This window comes from Bacteroidota bacterium (genome assembly GCA_018816945.1).
Classification (GTDB): domain Bacteria; phylum Bacteroidota; class Bacteroidia; order Bacteroidales.
The window spans coordinates 1-15,970 of sequence record JAHIVC010000049.1; the positions used below are offsets into that span (position 1 = coordinate 1).

General features: G+C 35.4%; 14 protein-coding genes. 8 read left to right on the top strand and 6 right to left on the bottom strand.

From position 1 onward, the window contains the following. From KKG99_07455 to KKG99_07470, 4 genes are all read right to left on the bottom strand, one after another. On the bottom strand, positions 1-402 hold a 402-nt coding region (locus tag KKG99_07455; protein ID MBU1012825.1), incomplete at its 3' end, for a fatty acid desaturase. Positions 403-767: 365 nt separating this feature from the next. Continuing rightward, positions 768-1,322 carry a hypothetical protein gene (locus KKG99_07460; protein ID MBU1012826.1) on the bottom strand — a complete coding sequence of 185 codons (555 nt, stop codon included), beginning with the start codon at positions 1,320-1,322 and terminating at the stop codon, positions 768-770. Between the two features lie 221 nt (positions 1,323-1,543). Then, positions 1,544-2,428, bottom strand: a complete 885-nt coding sequence (locus KKG99_07465; GenBank protein MBU1012827.1) for a class I SAM-dependent methyltransferase — start codon at positions 2,426-2,428, stop codon at positions 1,544-1,546. Between the two features lie 64 nt (positions 2,429-2,492). Beyond that, positions 2,493-3,620: an anaerobic sulfatase maturase gene (locus KKG99_07470; protein MBU1012828.1), complete on the bottom strand. Its 1,128-nt coding sequence runs from the start codon at positions 3,618-3,620 to the stop codon at positions 2,493-2,495. Between the two features lie 106 nt (positions 3,621-3,726). Between KKG99_07470 and KKG99_07475 the strand changes: the two genes are divergently transcribed. Then, entirely contained in the window at positions 3,727-4,095 is a 369-nt protein-coding gene (locus tag KKG99_07475; GenBank protein MBU1012829.1) for a hypothetical protein, read from the top strand. Between the two features lie 151 nt (positions 4,096-4,246). Beyond that, positions 4,247-7,216, top strand: coding sequence for a phosphoenolpyruvate synthase (locus KKG99_07480; GenBank protein ID MBU1012830.1), 2,970 nt, complete (start codon positions 4,247-4,249; stop codon positions 7,214-7,216). A gap of 67 nt (positions 7,217-7,283) precedes the next feature. Here the strand turns inward: KKG99_07480 and KKG99_07485 are convergent, their stop codons facing one another. Both KKG99_07485 and KKG99_07490 read right to left on the bottom strand, forming a co-directional pair. Continuing rightward, positions 7,284-8,912: an LruC domain-containing protein gene (locus KKG99_07485; protein MBU1012831.1), complete on the bottom strand. Its 1,629-nt coding sequence runs from the start codon at positions 8,910-8,912 to the stop codon at positions 7,284-7,286. Between the two features lie 461 nt (positions 8,913-9,373). Next, positions 9,374-10,474 carry an alanine racemase gene (locus KKG99_07490; GenBank protein MBU1012832.1) on the bottom strand — a complete coding sequence of 367 codons (1,101 nt, stop codon included), beginning with the start codon at positions 10,472-10,474 and terminating at the stop codon, positions 9,374-9,376. A 173-nt stretch (positions 10,475-10,647) separates the two neighbouring features. On the opposite strand from KKG99_07490, the gene KKG99_07495 reads away from it, so the two are divergent. The 6 genes from KKG99_07495 to KKG99_07520 all read left to right on the top strand — a co-directional run bounded on the left by KKG99_07495 (position 10,648) and on the right by KKG99_07520 (position 15,821). After that, entirely contained in the window at positions 10,648-11,118 is a 471-nt protein-coding gene (locus KKG99_07495) for a hypothetical protein (protein ID MBU1012833.1), read from the top strand. Between the two features lie 54 nt (positions 11,119-11,172). Further along, on the top strand, positions 11,173-12,399 hold the full coding sequence (locus KKG99_07500) for an insulinase family protein (protein ID MBU1012834.1): 1,227 nt from the start codon (positions 11,173-11,175) through the stop codon (positions 12,397-12,399). Position 12,400: 1 nt separating this feature from the next. Continuing rightward, positions 12,401-13,036, top strand: a complete 636-nt coding sequence (locus KKG99_07505) for an O-methyltransferase (protein ID MBU1012835.1) — start codon at positions 12,401-12,403, stop codon at positions 13,034-13,036. A 134-nt stretch (positions 13,037-13,170) separates the two neighbouring features. Then, positions 13,171-13,611, top strand: coding sequence for a hypothetical protein (locus tag KKG99_07510; protein ID MBU1012836.1), 441 nt, complete (start codon positions 13,171-13,173; stop codon positions 13,609-13,611). A 468-nt stretch (positions 13,612-14,079) separates the two neighbouring features. Continuing rightward, positions 14,080-14,520 carry an HU family DNA-binding protein gene (locus KKG99_07515; GenBank protein ID MBU1012837.1) on the top strand — a complete coding sequence of 147 codons (441 nt, stop codon included), beginning with the start codon at positions 14,080-14,082 and terminating at the stop codon, positions 14,518-14,520. 392 nt (positions 14,521-14,912) lie between these two features. Continuing rightward, positions 14,913-15,821, top strand: a complete 909-nt coding sequence (locus KKG99_07520; GenBank protein MBU1012838.1) for a hypothetical protein — start codon at positions 14,913-14,915, stop codon at positions 15,819-15,821. Positions 15,822-15,970 lie beyond the last annotated feature (149 nt).

The following is a 15,970-nucleotide window of genomic DNA, read 5'->3' on the forward strand; positions in this document are numbered from 1 at the left end:
CGTAATAGTTTTGACATCGCCGGTACCACGTTTATCCAAATTGCCCACAGTTTGATGATGCAAATGATGTTCGTGATGCCATTTATGATGAGGGGTGAAAACCAGCATTCCGGAAATAATACTCATGACCCTACTTAAAAGAGGTGATTTAAAAAATGACCCATGCCCGCAATCGTGGAAAATGATAAAAATCCGCACCAAAAACCCAGCTGCAAGAATTGATAATGCTAAAGTAAGCCAATATGAAATCTTGATGCTGTAAATCATGGCAATCCATAATCCAATGTATGGAATATATGAATTGGCTATTTGAAACCAGCTTTTTGCATTGCTGGGTTTATTATATCTGCTAATTATCTTAGTCCAATTGGACCAGTCGTTTTTATGGGAATCCTCTTTCATTTAATAGTCAGCAACAAAATGATATTACTAAGTTTATGTTATAAATTCAAATGTAAAATTACAACAATCACTACTATACAACAAGTAAAGAGCAATTAATTCAAAATTGTTCACTTACTAAAATTGATGATTTGATGAGGATATGAATGCTGAAATTTATTCAGATCATTAAAAAAATTGGCTATTCTGGTTCTGTTTTGCCTTTGGGTATTGTGCTAAACCATAGGATTAAAGCTACTTTATTAAAATATTATGCGGTAACGCTTGTTAAGTAGCCAAATAAAAAAGATGCAAATGACATTATCTGCACCTTTTAATTATATGTTTTTAATGATGTGTTTAATCTAATTTACCCAACAATTATTTTATTGCAAGGTCATTTTATCTCCAATTAACCATCCTCTATCAACCTTCATGCAATTTGTAATTTCAATGATATATTCTGCACCCAGATAATTGAAAAAGATGTAGACGTCACCTTGTTCTAATTCCTTTTTTTTATCTTGTTTAAAAGCCGATTTTTGAAATGTTATGTCTTTCCATATAATGCCCTTTTCTTCTACTTTGGCATATATTTTATCAAAACTTTCTTTCGAGTTTTCGATTCTGGATTTTTGAAACTTTTTAAGGCTGGCCAATAAACTTGCCTGTTTACTATCTTTCATTGCCGGATCATTTCGAATTTCGAAATCTCTCATGTATTCAATATCTTTTGTGGTTGGCAAGTAAGGCTTCATTTTATCATAATTATTAGCTTTTAATGCATTAAAAACCGCTTCTCCAAAAGCTTCAGGAGATGATTTTACCGATTTTGATTGCCCGATTCTGGCTTCATTAAGAACGGCCTTCTCTTTAGGGGTTAAACATATAGCTGAGTTAAGTGTAGTAAAAGCAAAAATGAAGAGGAGTAATTTTTTCATAGGTAAATAGGTTTATAAAGATGGCTACAATTAATTATATCTAAAAATATCCAACCCAAACATCGGAAGAATTTTCATTAAAAACAAAATTATGATCAATTTTTATTTTAAGACTTGACTTTTTGTCCAGTTGATTAATGGATTATCTTAAGACATAAATTGGCATACTGCGTCATAAGATAAAATATGAATTTGCTATATTGGGGAGAGATTACTTTTCCTTATTTCAATCTTTTCACTTGTAAGGCGTTGAAGTCATATTTTCCCACAGATTGTTTTGTTATTTGGTATTTACTTACATCTAAATATTGTTCAATAAAATCAAGTTCAGGAGCATAAAAAAAGCATCCTCCTACTTTTAATGAATTCAATATATCCATATATTTTTTAGCATAAATGACAAAGTCACCATCTTTGCGATAATGATGATGTTTAAAATGGTTAGAAAATCCGAGGTTAGAAATAATTGTCCCCCATTTATCCTTTTCGAATTCATATTCAAACCAATCAGATTTACTTAAAAAAGGATCGTTTCTGGCAAACCTATCAAAGCCGTAAGCTTCGATTCCAATGTTTCGTAAATATGCCACCAAATTACCCTGCATACCGCATCCAATATCTAAAACTGGAGCGATTAGATTATAAACATCAATATGAAGTATTTCAATTTGTATAGTATGGCTATATTCTGAACAGGCTACTGTTTCTATTATTTCATCTTTTGATAAATAAATCTTTTCTGCAAAGGGGTTTGTTTCTCGAAGCCAGTTTACTAAATTCTCATAGTGCGCTTTAGCAATCACATCTATGGGGAGTTTTCTTTTTCTGAAACTCAAAAACAGATTAGCATATATTTTTCTTAAATCTCTTTTTGCTTTTTCGTTAAAACTGTAATATTGATTAACCCTGCAAAACTCCTCCAAAGCTTTGTTTGTTACATAATCTAAAAGCAGATTTTTAGAAGTAGTATCTATTTCTTTAATTTTCTCAATAGCAAGGATGGTTTCCGGGATGAATCGTAAGGAGCTATTAATCTCATTGCAAAAGAGATTTCTGGCTTTGTTAAATTCAATCTGCTTATCAATATTTTCTTGAAAATCATTCATTTATCGATACCCTTTTCTCCCAAACTGCATTAATTTAAATACTTTCCTTATTTTTTTATAGAGATTACCGATTCAGATATGCATTTCTAATTTCATTCACAAATGGCTGGATATGGTTGAAAAATATTTTATATCCTTTACAAAGATAGTTCAATCCATTCTCGCCATCAGGAGTTTCAGTGAATCGATTTTTAGGACACTCTCCATTACACATTTCTAATACCTCACAATTTAAACAATATCTCGGAAGACTATCCCATTTATCTTTTCCAAATGCAACCTGTCGCGAGCTATTTAGCATGGTGCTTAAAGAAGTGTATTTAATATTCCCAATCAAATGTGCCGGATTAACAAAATGATCGCAAGTATAAAAATCACCATTCTGTTCTATCACGGGGACTCCTCCGCATGTTTTTCTGAATATGCACAGGCTATGCTCTTGTTCAAAAGCTGTGCGTGCTGCTTCTTCGATAATTTGAATTTTTATTTCTCCAATATCTTTGGCTTTCCATTCATCAAAAATAGCACATAAAAACTGACCATATTTTTCGGCCGAAACGCTTTCAGGGATTATGAAGCCATTCCTGCGGTCAACAAGTGGTAGAAAACTGATATATTTGGTGCCAAGAGTTTTAAAAAAATCATATAAATATAGGGGTACACCAACATTTTTAGAATGGACAACACATAGAATCTCAAAAAAAATCTTATGCTTTTTTAAAAGTTCAATACCTCGAATGGTTTTGCTGAATGAAGATTGATTATCCGGGGTTCGCCTGAACAAATCATGTATTTCTCCCGGCCCATCAATACTTACCCCGACTGTAAAATTCTCTTTGGCTAAAAATTGGCACCATTCAACATTGAGTAAGGTCCCATTTGTTTGAATACCATTGATTATGTGGCTATTTGCTGGTTGATGTTTTTTTTGTAGTTGAATAATTTTCTTAAAATAATCAATGCCTAAAAGTGTGGGTTCACCGCCATGCCACGAAAATACGATCGTAGAAGAGGATGCTGCTTCTATGTGCTGAATGATATATTGTTCAAGCGTATCATCATTCATTATTCTTTTACCGGATTCAGGATAAAGATTGATTTTGTTCAAGTAGTAACAATAACTGCAACTCAAATTGCAACTTGCCCCTATCGGTTTTGCAAACACCTGAAATTCCTGTAAGTCATTCGCCATTATTATAAAATCGACATGAATTTAATATTACTAATAAAATTACAACAACCAATGTTATTAGGATTTAATTTGTAAATTTGATACTTATTTAAAATGATTATAAATTATGAAAACACCACATAGAGTAAATTATTATTACGCCATTTTTTTATTATTAATAGGCCTTTTTGGCTTGATTGCTCGCTATATGAGCGATGGGGATATTCAAGTAACTTCATTGATTCCGGCATTTTTTGGGTTTATCCTTCTGTTTTTTACCAAAGGGATTAAAAACGATAATGCGCTAATCGCTCATTTAGCTGTTGTTCTAACATTCGTTCTTGCAGCTGTAGTGACTTATATGTTCGTTAAAAACCTATCAGCTGATTATATCGGTACTCGAAAGTTTTTCATCTTCTTGGTTACCGGGTTGGTATCTTACATTGTTCTGGGAATTTATTTGGCTGGTTTTATCGATAAAAAACGTAAAGTTTAATGAAAACAGCTTATTAAGTTTATCTCTACCACTAGTATTGGTTAAGTTGAATCCTTTTTATTATTGAAGATACCAAGCAGAATCAGATTTATATGATTTGAGCCAAAGCAGAATGAACAATTGATGTATTTTTGTAAAAAATTAGAATTCTATGAGCCCATTACCAGCTAATTTAAATGCCAGAAAGTTTTATTTCAATGATACTTCTTTTAATGTATTGATGAAAAAGCGCATTTATCATGTGCTATTGATCGCAAGTGCGTATGATACTTTTATTTTGGAAGATGATGGCAGGATTGATGAGCAAATTTTTAATGAATATGTTTCTTTAAACTTACGATATCCTCCTCAGTTTATACAAGCTGCATCGCAGGAAGAGGCATTTGCATTGCTTAAAACTGAAAAAATCGACCTTATCATCACAATGCTAAGTGCCGAAAAGCGGGATACTTTTGATCTGGCTTCAAATATCAAAGTCAAATATCCTGATATCCCAATTGTAGTGTTAACCCCTTTTTCCAGAGAAGTTTCTTTAAAAATTGATCAATCGGATCTAAGTGCGATCGATTACATTTTTAGCTGGCTTGGGAATGCAGATATTTTATTGGCGATTATTAAGCTTATCGAGGATAAAATGAATGTTGAATCTGATATTGAAAATGTGGGGGTACAAACGATACTCCTCGTAGAAGATTCTATTCGGTTTTATTCGTCCTATCTGCCAAATATTTACAAAATAATATTTAAGCAGTCTAAAATGTTTATGACAGAAGGCTTAAATGAGCATCAACAGATGCTACGTATGAGAGGAAGACCGAAAATATTGCTCGCAACTAACTATGAAGAGGCAGTAGCCTTTTATGATAAGTACAAAAGAAATATGCTTGGGATCATTTCTGACATGGCTTATAAGCGTGAGGGTATCCTGGATAAACAGGCAGGCATTAAATTGTACGAAAAGGTTAAAAAGGACGACATCTACATGCCTCTGCTCTTGCAATCATCGGATGTTGGAAATGCAAAACTGGCTAAAAAACTTAAAGTAGGGTTCATCAATAAAAACTCTAAAACCCTTTCTATTGAACTAAGAAATTTTATACGCGAATACTTTGCTTTTGGAGACTTTATCTTTATTGATCCTGATACCGGCAAGGAAATTGCCCGTGCAACTGATTTAAAAGCATTACAAGAGATCATCTTTCCAATACCGGATCGTTCGCTTGAATATCACGTAAGTAGGAATCACTTGTCAAAATGGATGCGTGCACGGGCATTATTTCCCTTGGCAGAATTACTAGTCGATATCAGATTAGAGGATTTTAATGATATGGATGAAATCAAACGATTTATTTTTGATGCAATTGGGAGCTTCAGGTTAAATAAAGCACGAGGAGTTATTGCCGAGTTTTATAGGGATCGTTTTGATGAATATTTAACTTTTACCCGAATTGGTGAAGGTTCCATTGGTGGTAAAGCACGAGGGTTGGCATTTTTGGATGCACTCATCAAAAGAAAACATTTGTATGATAAATATGAAGGTTTGATTATTACAATTCCTAGAACAGTAGTTCTAGGCACAGATGTCTTTGATGAGTTCATGGAGGAAAATGATTTGCATAAAATTGCTTTATCCGATTTAAAGGATGAAGAAATCTTAAAGCATTTTATTGAAGCAAGACTTCCCTTCAGGATTCATGAGGATCTTTATACCTTCATATCATTTATAAAAAACCCCATTGCGGTCAGATCCTCCAGCTTATTGGAAGATAGCCATTATCAGCCATTCGCAGGAATTTATTCTACTTACATGCTCCCGAATATAATGGATGATGATCGATTAATGATTAACATGCTGGGAGATGCTATTAAAAGTGTTTATGCTTCCGCTTTTTATAAAGATAGTAAAGCATATATGACAGCAACTTCCAATGTTATTGATGAAGAAAAAATGGGAATAGTACTTCAGGAGATCTGCGGAAAGAAATATGGAGATCGATTTTATCCGGTTATTTCCGGGGTAGCACGTTCAATAAACTTTTACCCAATCGAACCCGAAAAACCAGAAGACGGAATTGCAAATATTGCTTTAGGATTGGGAAAATATGTGGTTGACGGCGGCCAAACATTAAGGTTTTCACCTCGATTTCCCAAGAAAGTATTGCAAAATAGCAGTCCGGAAATGGCCTTACAGCAGTCGCAAAAAACATTTTATGCATTGGATTTAAATCCAAATACCTTTAAACCCTCTGTTGATGATAGTCATAATCTAATAAAGCTAAGAATCACTGATGCAGAAAAAGACGGATCAATCAGACATATAGCCTCCACCTACGATTTCCAAAATAATATAGTACGAGACGGGATAAATTATGAAGGCAAAAAGATTATCACTTTTTCAAGTATTCTGAAACATGAAACTTTCCCTTTAGCTGAAATCCTGGACGACATTTTGAAAATTGGTCAGAGCGAGATGGGAAAACCAATTGAAATTGAATTTGCCGTAGAGCTGAACCACACTAATAACAGACCTAAGGTTTTTAATCTTTTACAAATTCGTCCGATCGTTGATAACAATCAGAGTATTCAGGATGATTTAAAGAATGTGTCGAAGGAAGAAACTGTCATTATTTCAAATTCAGCTTTAGGTAATGGTATTCATAGCAATATTTTTGACTTTATTTATGTGAAGCCTGCTTCATTTGATGCCAAAAATAACAATGAAATTGCCTTGGCAGTCGAAAAACTTAATGTTGAATTTTTGAAGGATAAAAAGCATTATATATTAGTTGGTCCCGGAAGGTGGGGTTCAAGTGATCCCTGGCTTGGGATACCCGTTAAGTGGTCTCAAATTTCGGCAGCCCGGGTTATTGTCGAATCTGGTTTAAAGGATTATCGCATTGACCCCAGTCAGGGAACACACTTTTTTCAAAATCTTACTTCTTTTAGGGTAGGTTATTTTACGATCAACCCATTTAAAAATGATGGTTTTTACGATTTGGATTATCTTGAAAAACAAGAAGCAGTTTATGAAGATGAATACTTAAGGCATCTGAGATTTGAAAAACCCTTGATTGTAAAAATTGATGGCAAAAAAAACAAAGGAGTTATCTTTAAGGCTTGATGGTAAAGATTCGATATTTCTTGTAGACATTAAATAAAAAACCCGGCATTTAACCGGGTTTTTTTAATTAGTATATAGCACTTGCGTTTCTGTATCCTGGTAAGTTCTTGTACCAATCCGGGAAAAGAACCCCATCGCTTTGAGCCCAGGTTGCAAAATGATTATATGCACCTAAAATTACTTGTTTCTCATTTGGATAATCAAATGTATCAGGAATATTAATTGCCCAGAACAAATTATCTTCAGTTTTATAATACCTTCCTGTACCTGAATTTGAATCATCTTCCCAAGTTCCAAAATAAGCTGGATCATGCAAATCGGTCGGAGCATAATCCGGGAGATGCACTTCCATGCCTCTGATTTGATTCACAACTAGGAATGGATTAAATTGTCCGATATTTAGCTGGCTGTAGCTAACTGTATTGTCAACAAAGTCGATAAAGAGCGTGATTGTAACAGGCGTAACATAAGGTGCCGGATGATGAGTATTCACCCCAATTCCGGAACCAGGATGAGGCATAATATTGAATGGGTCATCTAAAACAATGAATGTTGCTTTTGATTGACCGTTTTCAACACCATTACTTGCCAAACTATATATGCTGCCAGACTGAATTTGATATCCAGAAACACTGAGGATGCTGCTAGGGTTAACATTTGGAAAAGAGAATCCAAAACCATTATGTAATGCTGCTCCAAAAGCCCTGACCTTGAAAGTAGCTGTGATATCCTTTATTTTCTCGTTGTTATCTTTATTAATGTTGAAGTTATACTCCACTACCAAATCGTTGATATCGTAATCTCCTTTTCCTGGCCACAAGTCCTCAAAAGCGAGGGTGCCTTCAAATTCCGGATCTGGATCTGGATCACCTTCTTCACATAAAGGACCATTTATTGAACAGTAAAGCAGATTCTGTCCGGCTTTAAATGCCAAATCTACTATACCTATATCATATTGTTTATTTAATGTAAAACTAAATGTTTTTGTCCCACCTTCTTTGTTTATTTCGTAGTCCCACTTAATTCCATAAACATTTAAAGTAGGGTCAGTATTAACTTCCCATACGCCATTGGGTGTTGCAGAAGTAACAGTGTGATTTTGGCATAAAGCTAATACCCAATGTGAAAGATCTTTATAGGTTGGCCCACCCGGAGCTACACCTGTAACAGTATAAGTCCATGTTGAGGTTCCATTAATATTCTCAACCATTCCATCAAACTTAAATTGAAATCCACCAAAAGTTGAAATATTGTTATTGCCATCATCATCGCAATCTGCAGCTGTTGTGGCTTTTAGGTTGTTGGAGATTGCATAATTTAACGTTCCCCCATTTAAGAGCGAACTAACTTTTGGATAATCATTACCTACTCCATACTTAATTAAGACGGAAGTTTCATAGGTCGGAATTGTAACTTTGGTTTTAAGTACTCTTGACCCATCGTCAGTATGACCTTTAAAATACAATCTTTCTTCATCACTTGAGTAAATGTAAAGAATTCGAGAAGCATCGTGCTCTGGCAATGTGATATTCAGGTCTATTGTTTTGAGCAGACTCCAGTCAAAATTATCACTGATATTCAAGGCTGACATATTCATGACTGTTTCTGAAATCTCCTCATCTACCGCATTGTCGAATTTTTGACAGGATACTAATACCGTAGTCAAAATTGCTAGTAGTAAAAATGTTTTTTTCATGGCTTTATATTTTGTTTTATAATGCATTCATTTTTTTGTACATTATAAATGTCAAACCATGTTCCATTTTAAGAAAGACTATCTAAAATTCAGAATATCAGATAAATATAATTTTAATCGAAATCAGCAGATTTCCATTTTTGGGAAAAATATTCTAAAATTGGCCAACAGGCTAACTTTTACTCTTCGAGTATTTTAGGTAAGAAGTATTTATTAACAGAATAAAACAAATTATATTAACCTCAGTTCGATCTAAGCATTTCTCACGAAATGGGTTCAGTATGTCTGAAATTTAGCCTTTTGAGCTAATAAGACGTTAGATATTAGAAGTTAGACCATGGATAAAACTGCTTTTGTCTAATATCTAAAGTCTAACGTCTTATATCTTAATTTATTAAAACGCTTAAGGCACAGGAAGTCTGTATTATACTGTTTTCTTATATCGAACTCACGTTATTATGTTAGCTTCTGTGATTGGGGATTAAGGTTCCTTCAAAATTGAAGTAAGTATTTTGCAAATCAGCAGTCATACATGAATGTACGGGTAAGATACCAATCAATTCACCAATATTTATTGAGTCAAAAAATGAATCAGAAGCAGTAATTACTCCATGCTCCTGCGAGATGGAGGACAGGTGACAATCCGGAATGGGATCGGTCCAACCATTTTCTTTTAAGTGAACAATCTTTCCAAATATTTGTTCACCATTGGGCATTTTGAGTGATTCCTTTGAAAGATGAACTCCTCCGCCATAAATAATAATTGTATTTCTGTCGGGATGCTTAGCAACTACAGGACAGGCCATCGCCACAGAAATATCCTTAAAACTGCACGATCCTATTTGCTCCTGAACCAGATCATAAAACACAAAATTACCGGTCCTTAATTCATCAGCACCAACAAAATCATTCATGGTGCTTGCCCCCGGTGTATCCCCAAATGAAACAATCAAGGGTGTTTCCTGATCCTGGAACTGAGCTTTCAATTTGGATAATTCCCTTAAGGAGCCTGAATGAATCTCTTCGATTTCTTTGATCGAATTGGTTTTATAAGTATGCCCATTATGTGCTAAAAACCCTTTCAATTTCAAACATGAAGTATTTTTAATTTCATTAATAAGCGCTGAGATTAAGTTAGTATTGTTTACAGAAATACCTGTTCGATGATAGCCGGTATCAATTTTAATAAAAACACCAACACTATTTTTAAGATTCTGTTTTAAAAAGTTTACAGTCTCGACAGATTCCACAATAAGGTTCAAATTAATTTGAGCACTTAACTCGTTGATCTTGTCAATCTCAAGCCAGTTAACAGGAAAGGCAACCGTAATGTCCTTCCATCCATCCGAAGCAAAATATCGGGCCATGTCTAGAGACGAAACCGTAATTTTATCAGTTCCCATTTCCCGAAACCAACGACCTATTTCAATGGAATGATGGGTCTTAAAATGGGGTCTGAAAATCAAGTGATGTTTATTTGCTTTTGCAATCATGGTTGCAATATTCCGACGGCATTTGTTTTCGTCAACAATAAAACTGGGCTTTGAAAAAAGTTGTTGCATCGCTTAATTTTTCTTTGTTAGAGGTTCATTTTCATCCAAAGGTAGGATAAAAAAAACCAGAATCGGATGATGAAATTCAGTATTTTTAAGCAAACAAATCAACTCCGATGAAAAAGAACAGGTTTTTAATTATTGTCTTTTTTGCGTTATTTTCATGTACGCAAAAACAGAAAATGGAAACAATCACCCAAAAAATTCAATACGATGTTTCGATTAAAAGTCCTGATGCATCTTATGATCCATGGATTCAAAACATCGATGAAACCCAACGGTTAAAATTGGTTTCAAACTTATTGGATGCTGCCTATGAAGGGCGCATTCCTGCTTATGATTATTTTAATCATCCATTGAGCATCGAACAATTAAAAAGCATAGGTGTCGATAGTGCCTATCGTACCCTCACCAGAACCACCCCTCCTTATGCGGAATACGACACTTTAATCGTTTCAAAAATTGAAATTAAAGACATTGTAAAAATCAGGTTTCTGGAAGAATGGTACATGGATGAACAAAACCTGGCCTTCAAAAAAGTGATTATTGGGATTGCGCCCGTAGTTGATAAATTCGATAAAGAAGGCAATTTTGTAGGGTTATTTCCTATGTTTTGGATTTATCCTCAAGGATTGGAAGCGCTCAAAAAATAATCCTCAAGGTTTGTTGTTCCGAAAGTGTTAATTTTGCATTCTTTTTAAGAAATTATGGAAGTTCAATACTTTACACTTCAGAACGGAATAAGGATCATTCACCGTTATAATACCAGGGAGATTGCCCATTGTGGCTTGATCATCAATGCAGGTTCAAGAGATGAATCCGAAACCCAAAACGGGATCGCTCATTTTATTGAACATGTCATCTTCAAAGGAACAACAAAGCGCAAGGCCTATCATGTACTTAGCCGACTTGAAAATGTGGGGGGCGATTTAAATGCTTTTACCACTAAAGAGGAAACCTGTATTTATGCCTCTTTTCTTCACGAACATTACGAGCGGTCGCTCGAGTTATTTGCCGATATTCTTTTCAATTCGGTATTTCCTGAAAAAGAAATTAATAAAGAAAAAGATGTTGTGCTGGATGAAATCAATTCTTATAAGGACAGTCCTGCCGAACAAATATTTGACGATTTTGAAGAGTTGTTGTATGATGGCCATCCCATTGCCCATAATATACTTGGAATTCAGGAAACCGTTAAAAGCTTCAATAAATCGGATATTCTTGAATTTATGATGCAAAATTACCATACCGATCAAATGGTGATCAGTTCGGTTGGGAACATCACTTTTGAGGAGTTGATTAGAATTGCGACTAAGCATTTTGGGAATATCAAGCCTAACCTGAGAGTAAAAGCCAGAGAAAAAGTAATTCATTATATCCCGACTAAAAAGGTAATTATCAGGCAAAATCATTTGGCTCATAGTGTTGTCGGGAATATCGCCTATGCCGTGGATGATGATAAACGCCTCGGGCTCGTTTTATTGAATAATTTACTTGGTGGACCCGGTTTAAATTCACGTTTAAATCTGGCCCTGCGCGAACGTCATGGGTATGCTTACGACATTGAATCAAGTTATCAGGCCTATTCTGATACCGGTATTTTTTGTATTTATTTTGGAACCGATCCGGAAAATTTAAACAAGGCAACAGCTATTGTTCAGAAAGAATTGAAAGATCTGAGGGATAAAAAATTGGGAATACTGCAATTAAGTCGCGCCAAAACCCAAATCATAGGTCAATTGGCCATTTCGTTGGAATCAAATGTGAGTGAAATGTTGTCGAATGGCCGACGATTTTTGCAGGTCAGCGAAATAGAATCGGTCAAAGAAATTATTCGTTCAATCAATGATTTGACGGCCGAACAATTGCTTGAAATTTCAAATGAAATTTTTGATCCAAAATCTCAAAGTGCCTTAATTTATAACTCCAAATAGCATGATCAAAGAGGAGCTTCAAAAATATGCGGAGGAGCATAGCAGCCCCGAAAGTGAGGTTTTGTTCCGGCTAAATCGCGAAACTCATTTAAAAACGGTTCATCCGCGAATGTTATCGGGTCACTTACAGGGTAAGTTTTTGGAGATGATCAGTTGTATGATCAAACCAAAACAGATTCTTGAAATTGGAACTTTTACGGGCTATTCAGCTATTTGTCTTTCAAAAGGGTTAAGCCTGGACGGGTGCATTCATACCATTGAAAAAAATCCTGAATTACAACACATCGCCATGAATGCTTTTCAAAAGGCGGGCATCGAAAATCAAATCATTTATTATTCGGGAGATGCCATGTATCTGATCCCTGAAATAAACGAAAAATTTGATCTGGTTTTTATCGATGCGGATAAAGAAAATTACCTCAATTATTATCATCTGGTGTTTGACAAATTAAACCCCGGAGCTTTTATTCTGGCAGATAATACGCTTTGGTCGGGAAAGGTAATTGAAGAAGCATCGCCTGCCGATAAAGATACGGTGGGATTATTGGCCTTCAATGATTTTGTACAGCAAGATGCCCGTGTTGAAAATTTATTGCTTCCTTTCAGGGATGGGATTATGATGGTGAGGAAATTATAGTCCTTGCACCCTTCGATAAGCTTCGCACTCAGGGTGCTGTTTTAATTAAGAGATGTTACATGTTCTTTTATGGTCCCGCCCATCGGACGGCTAACGTGTACCCACAATTTTTGAGTTGTACATTAAATAAGATTATGGAGCGTAGGCCTGAAAAAACGGCGGGCGTGGGGTGGCATCGTGGGGAGATAGCATCGTTTTTTCTGTCCTTTTCTTTGGTTCGTTTCTTTTGGACAAGCAAAAGAAATGAACAAAATGAAATTTTAACCGCTTTGTGGCAAGACAAAAGAACAAGAAAAGAATGTTTAAATGTTCTTTTTTTGAAAAAAGAACCAAAAAACATGAAAAAACGATGCTCCCTGCGCACAGACCCACGCTTGCCCGCCGTTTTTTCTGGCCTGCCCAATTTCAAAAATGACAAATACAAGCTGTCATTTCGATCCCGCTACAAGCGGGAGAGAAATCTCTTTTTAGGATTGAGATTCCTCCTCATTTCATTCGTCGGAATGACAAACAAATGCTTTGGTATGCTTCGCAATATGAGGGACAACGTCCCCATCCGGGGACGTCGTCCCTGAAGCTCTACAGACCAGCCCTTGCCCGCCGTTTTTTCAGGCCTACCCAATTACAAAAATGACAAATACAAGCTGTCATTTCGATCCCGCTGCAAGCGGGAGAGAAATCCCCTTTATGGATTGAGATTCCTCTCTTCGTTCGGAATGTCAAACGAATGCTTCGATTTGCTTCGCACTCAGGGTTGTCTGAGGGACAACGTCCCCATCCGGGGACGTCGTCCCTGAAGCTCTATAGTTTTGAGAAGTCCCGTTTGTACTTTTGAGAAGTCTTATTTTTTTTTTGACTTCTCTCATTTATAGTTTTGAGAAGTCTCATTTTCTCTTTACACAAGTTGTTTTGATTTAATCCACTTTTTGTAAAAATTTTTTAAAAAATTTTACATTGAATTTAAAGGGGAGTTTAGCTGCTCAACTCCCCCTTTTTTGCTTCAATTTAAAGTCTCTGTTTTTATTGCAAAGGCTATTGAGGGGGTGACATTTCGCCTTACTTGGTATCAATGGATATTAATTAACCTTAAAAAAACAAATATTATGACCATTAAAATCAAATCTCTGGCCCGGACCAATCCACGTGATCTTGCGGCCCCCAAAAAGTATTATGCCACGGTTGTAAACCAGGGCGATGCAACGCTGAATAGTTTATCGCAACAAATTGCGATGATGTCGACGGTAAGTAAAACAGATGTGTATGCCGTATTGATGGCGCTCACCGAAGTGGTTCCACTGGCTTTGGCCGAAGGCAAAATAGTGCGGATGGGTAACTTAGGAAGCTTTCGGGTGATGGTAAACAGCGATGCGGTTGCCACCGAACAGGAAGTAACTTCTAATTTGGTAAAACAACTCCGGCTCGCTTACCGACCCAGCCAGGAACTCAAAACCCAGGTCGAAACTTTCCAGGTTGAGAAAGCCTAAACCGACAAAACCCAAGCGAAAGCTTGGGTTTTTCTTTTTTAAGCGTATGCCTTCTACTTCATTTCACAATATATCTTATAACTAATAACCCATAATTCATAACTCATCACTTATAATTTCTATCATCTAACGTCTAACATCTAGTTTTTTTATATATATTTAATCCTTGAAATTCTTTCCTGCCCTTGGATCATATTTGTTGACAAAGAATTTCGAGCTCCCCAAACAGTGAAAAATGAACTCGGTTTTTTATTAATCGAGGAAATATAAAATATAAGGAACCCTGTACAAATGCATCAATATTTGGATGTTATTGTGCAAGAAACATACACATATATACAATTTGTGCGTAATGTAAAAACTCAAGAAAAACTTTTTAAAAAAACAGACATATGAAAATTTCCAAAAAAAGAATTAGAAATGTTGAGAATTATCTTTATGAAATTAAAAAAAATGAAATTTTCTCAATTGGACTTATCGGTTTAGACGAATTCCAAAACAGACTAGTAGAAATTGGATTTACTGAAGACTTGAATGTTGGAGAAATGGTTTTACCAAAAATTTGCGGCTCGACTTCAAGATTCAATGCTGACGGAGGCCATAAATTACGTCGTGACCTACCAAAAGAAATCTACTTCATTTCTAGGGATTGGCACTGGAAAGATTATCAAGGTAATGAGTATTCGAAAATTGTAACGTATTCAAGAGAAAGAATACACAGAGAACCAATTTCAGCACCAAATATTGAATTACAAATTATAGAAATTGACGGAAACAAAGTTTTATTAGCCTCAAGATTAAAAAAAGAAGAAGCAAATTTTAATTTAACGAAACATTCTATAAATCTACTTTTAGAACTGTTTGGAGAATGTGATGTACTAGACAGTGAGAATAAAACCATAATCCCACCAGAAATCATACGATTAAATTGGAAAATATTTCCTAAAGGCGACTACCCTTGGGAAAAAATTGAGCCAATTATCAGAGAACGAATAAATACACAGCCAAAAGGAAATAGACCCGTAATTGCGCATAGGATTGAGAAAATTTCTAAGAAAGGGCCAACATTTTTTGCTTATGGTTTGGGCGGGTTTTCTGATTATACTGTCTACGGTTTCCCTAAACTAAATATTTTCATTCTAGAAAGTATGAATATTGGAAATGCAACATATGTTTTTGACAAAGATTGGGAAGAAATGACAAAGCTAACTAAGAAAGAAATTATTGATGAAAATCTTTATAAAGAAAGAATTATTCATACTCAAGATTGGGAAAAGGAAATCGATAAATTATTTGCCTAAAAAACACTACGCACAATCGAGTAGGCTGCCCCACCAGCGTTAGCTGATGGGGAGAACCTCTCACACCACTGTACGTACGGGTCTCGTATACAGCGGTTCATTAAGATGTGGGGCAATCTTTACGTAGTAAGTAAGCAAAGCCTCGTAAC

Coding starts and splice junctions, on each gene's coding strand:
- KKG99_07495 (MBU1012833.1), top strand. CDS start 10,648: ATGGAAACAATCACCCAAAAAATTCAATACGATGTTTCGATTAAAAGT.
- KKG99_07480 (MBU1012830.1), top strand. CDS start 4,247: ATGAGCCCATTACCAGCTAATTTAAATGCCAGAAAGTTTTATTTCAAT.
- KKG99_07500 (MBU1012834.1), top strand. CDS start 11,173: ATGGAAGTTCAATACTTTACACTTCAGAACGGAATAAGGATCATTCAC.
- KKG99_07465 (MBU1012827.1), bottom strand. CDS start 2,428: ATGAATGATTTTCAAGAAAATATTGATAAGCAGATTGAATTTAACAAA.
- KKG99_07490 (MBU1012832.1), bottom strand. CDS start 10,474: ATGCAACAACTTTTTTCAAAGCCCAGTTTTATTGTTGACGAAAACAAA.
- KKG99_07475 (MBU1012829.1), top strand. CDS start 3,727: ATGAAAACACCACATAGAGTAAATTATTATTACGCCATTTTTTTATTA.
- KKG99_07520 (MBU1012838.1), top strand. CDS start 14,913: ATGAAAATTTCCAAAAAAAGAATTAGAAATGTTGAGAATTATCTTTAT.
- KKG99_07505 (MBU1012835.1), top strand. CDS start 12,401: ATGATCAAAGAGGAGCTTCAAAAATATGCGGAGGAGCATAGCAGCCCC.
- KKG99_07470 (MBU1012828.1), bottom strand. CDS start 3,620: ATGGCGAATGACTTACAGGAATTTCAGGTGTTTGCAAAACCGATAGGG.
- KKG99_07485 (MBU1012831.1), bottom strand. CDS start 8,912: ATGAAAAAAACATTTTTACTACTAGCAATTTTGACTACGGTATTAGTA.
- KKG99_07460 (MBU1012826.1), bottom strand. CDS start 1,322: ATGAAAAAATTACTCCTCTTCATTTTTGCTTTTACTACACTTAACTCA.
- KKG99_07510 (MBU1012836.1), top strand. CDS start 13,171: ATGGAGCGTAGGCCTGAAAAAACGGCGGGCGTGGGGTGGCATCGTGGG.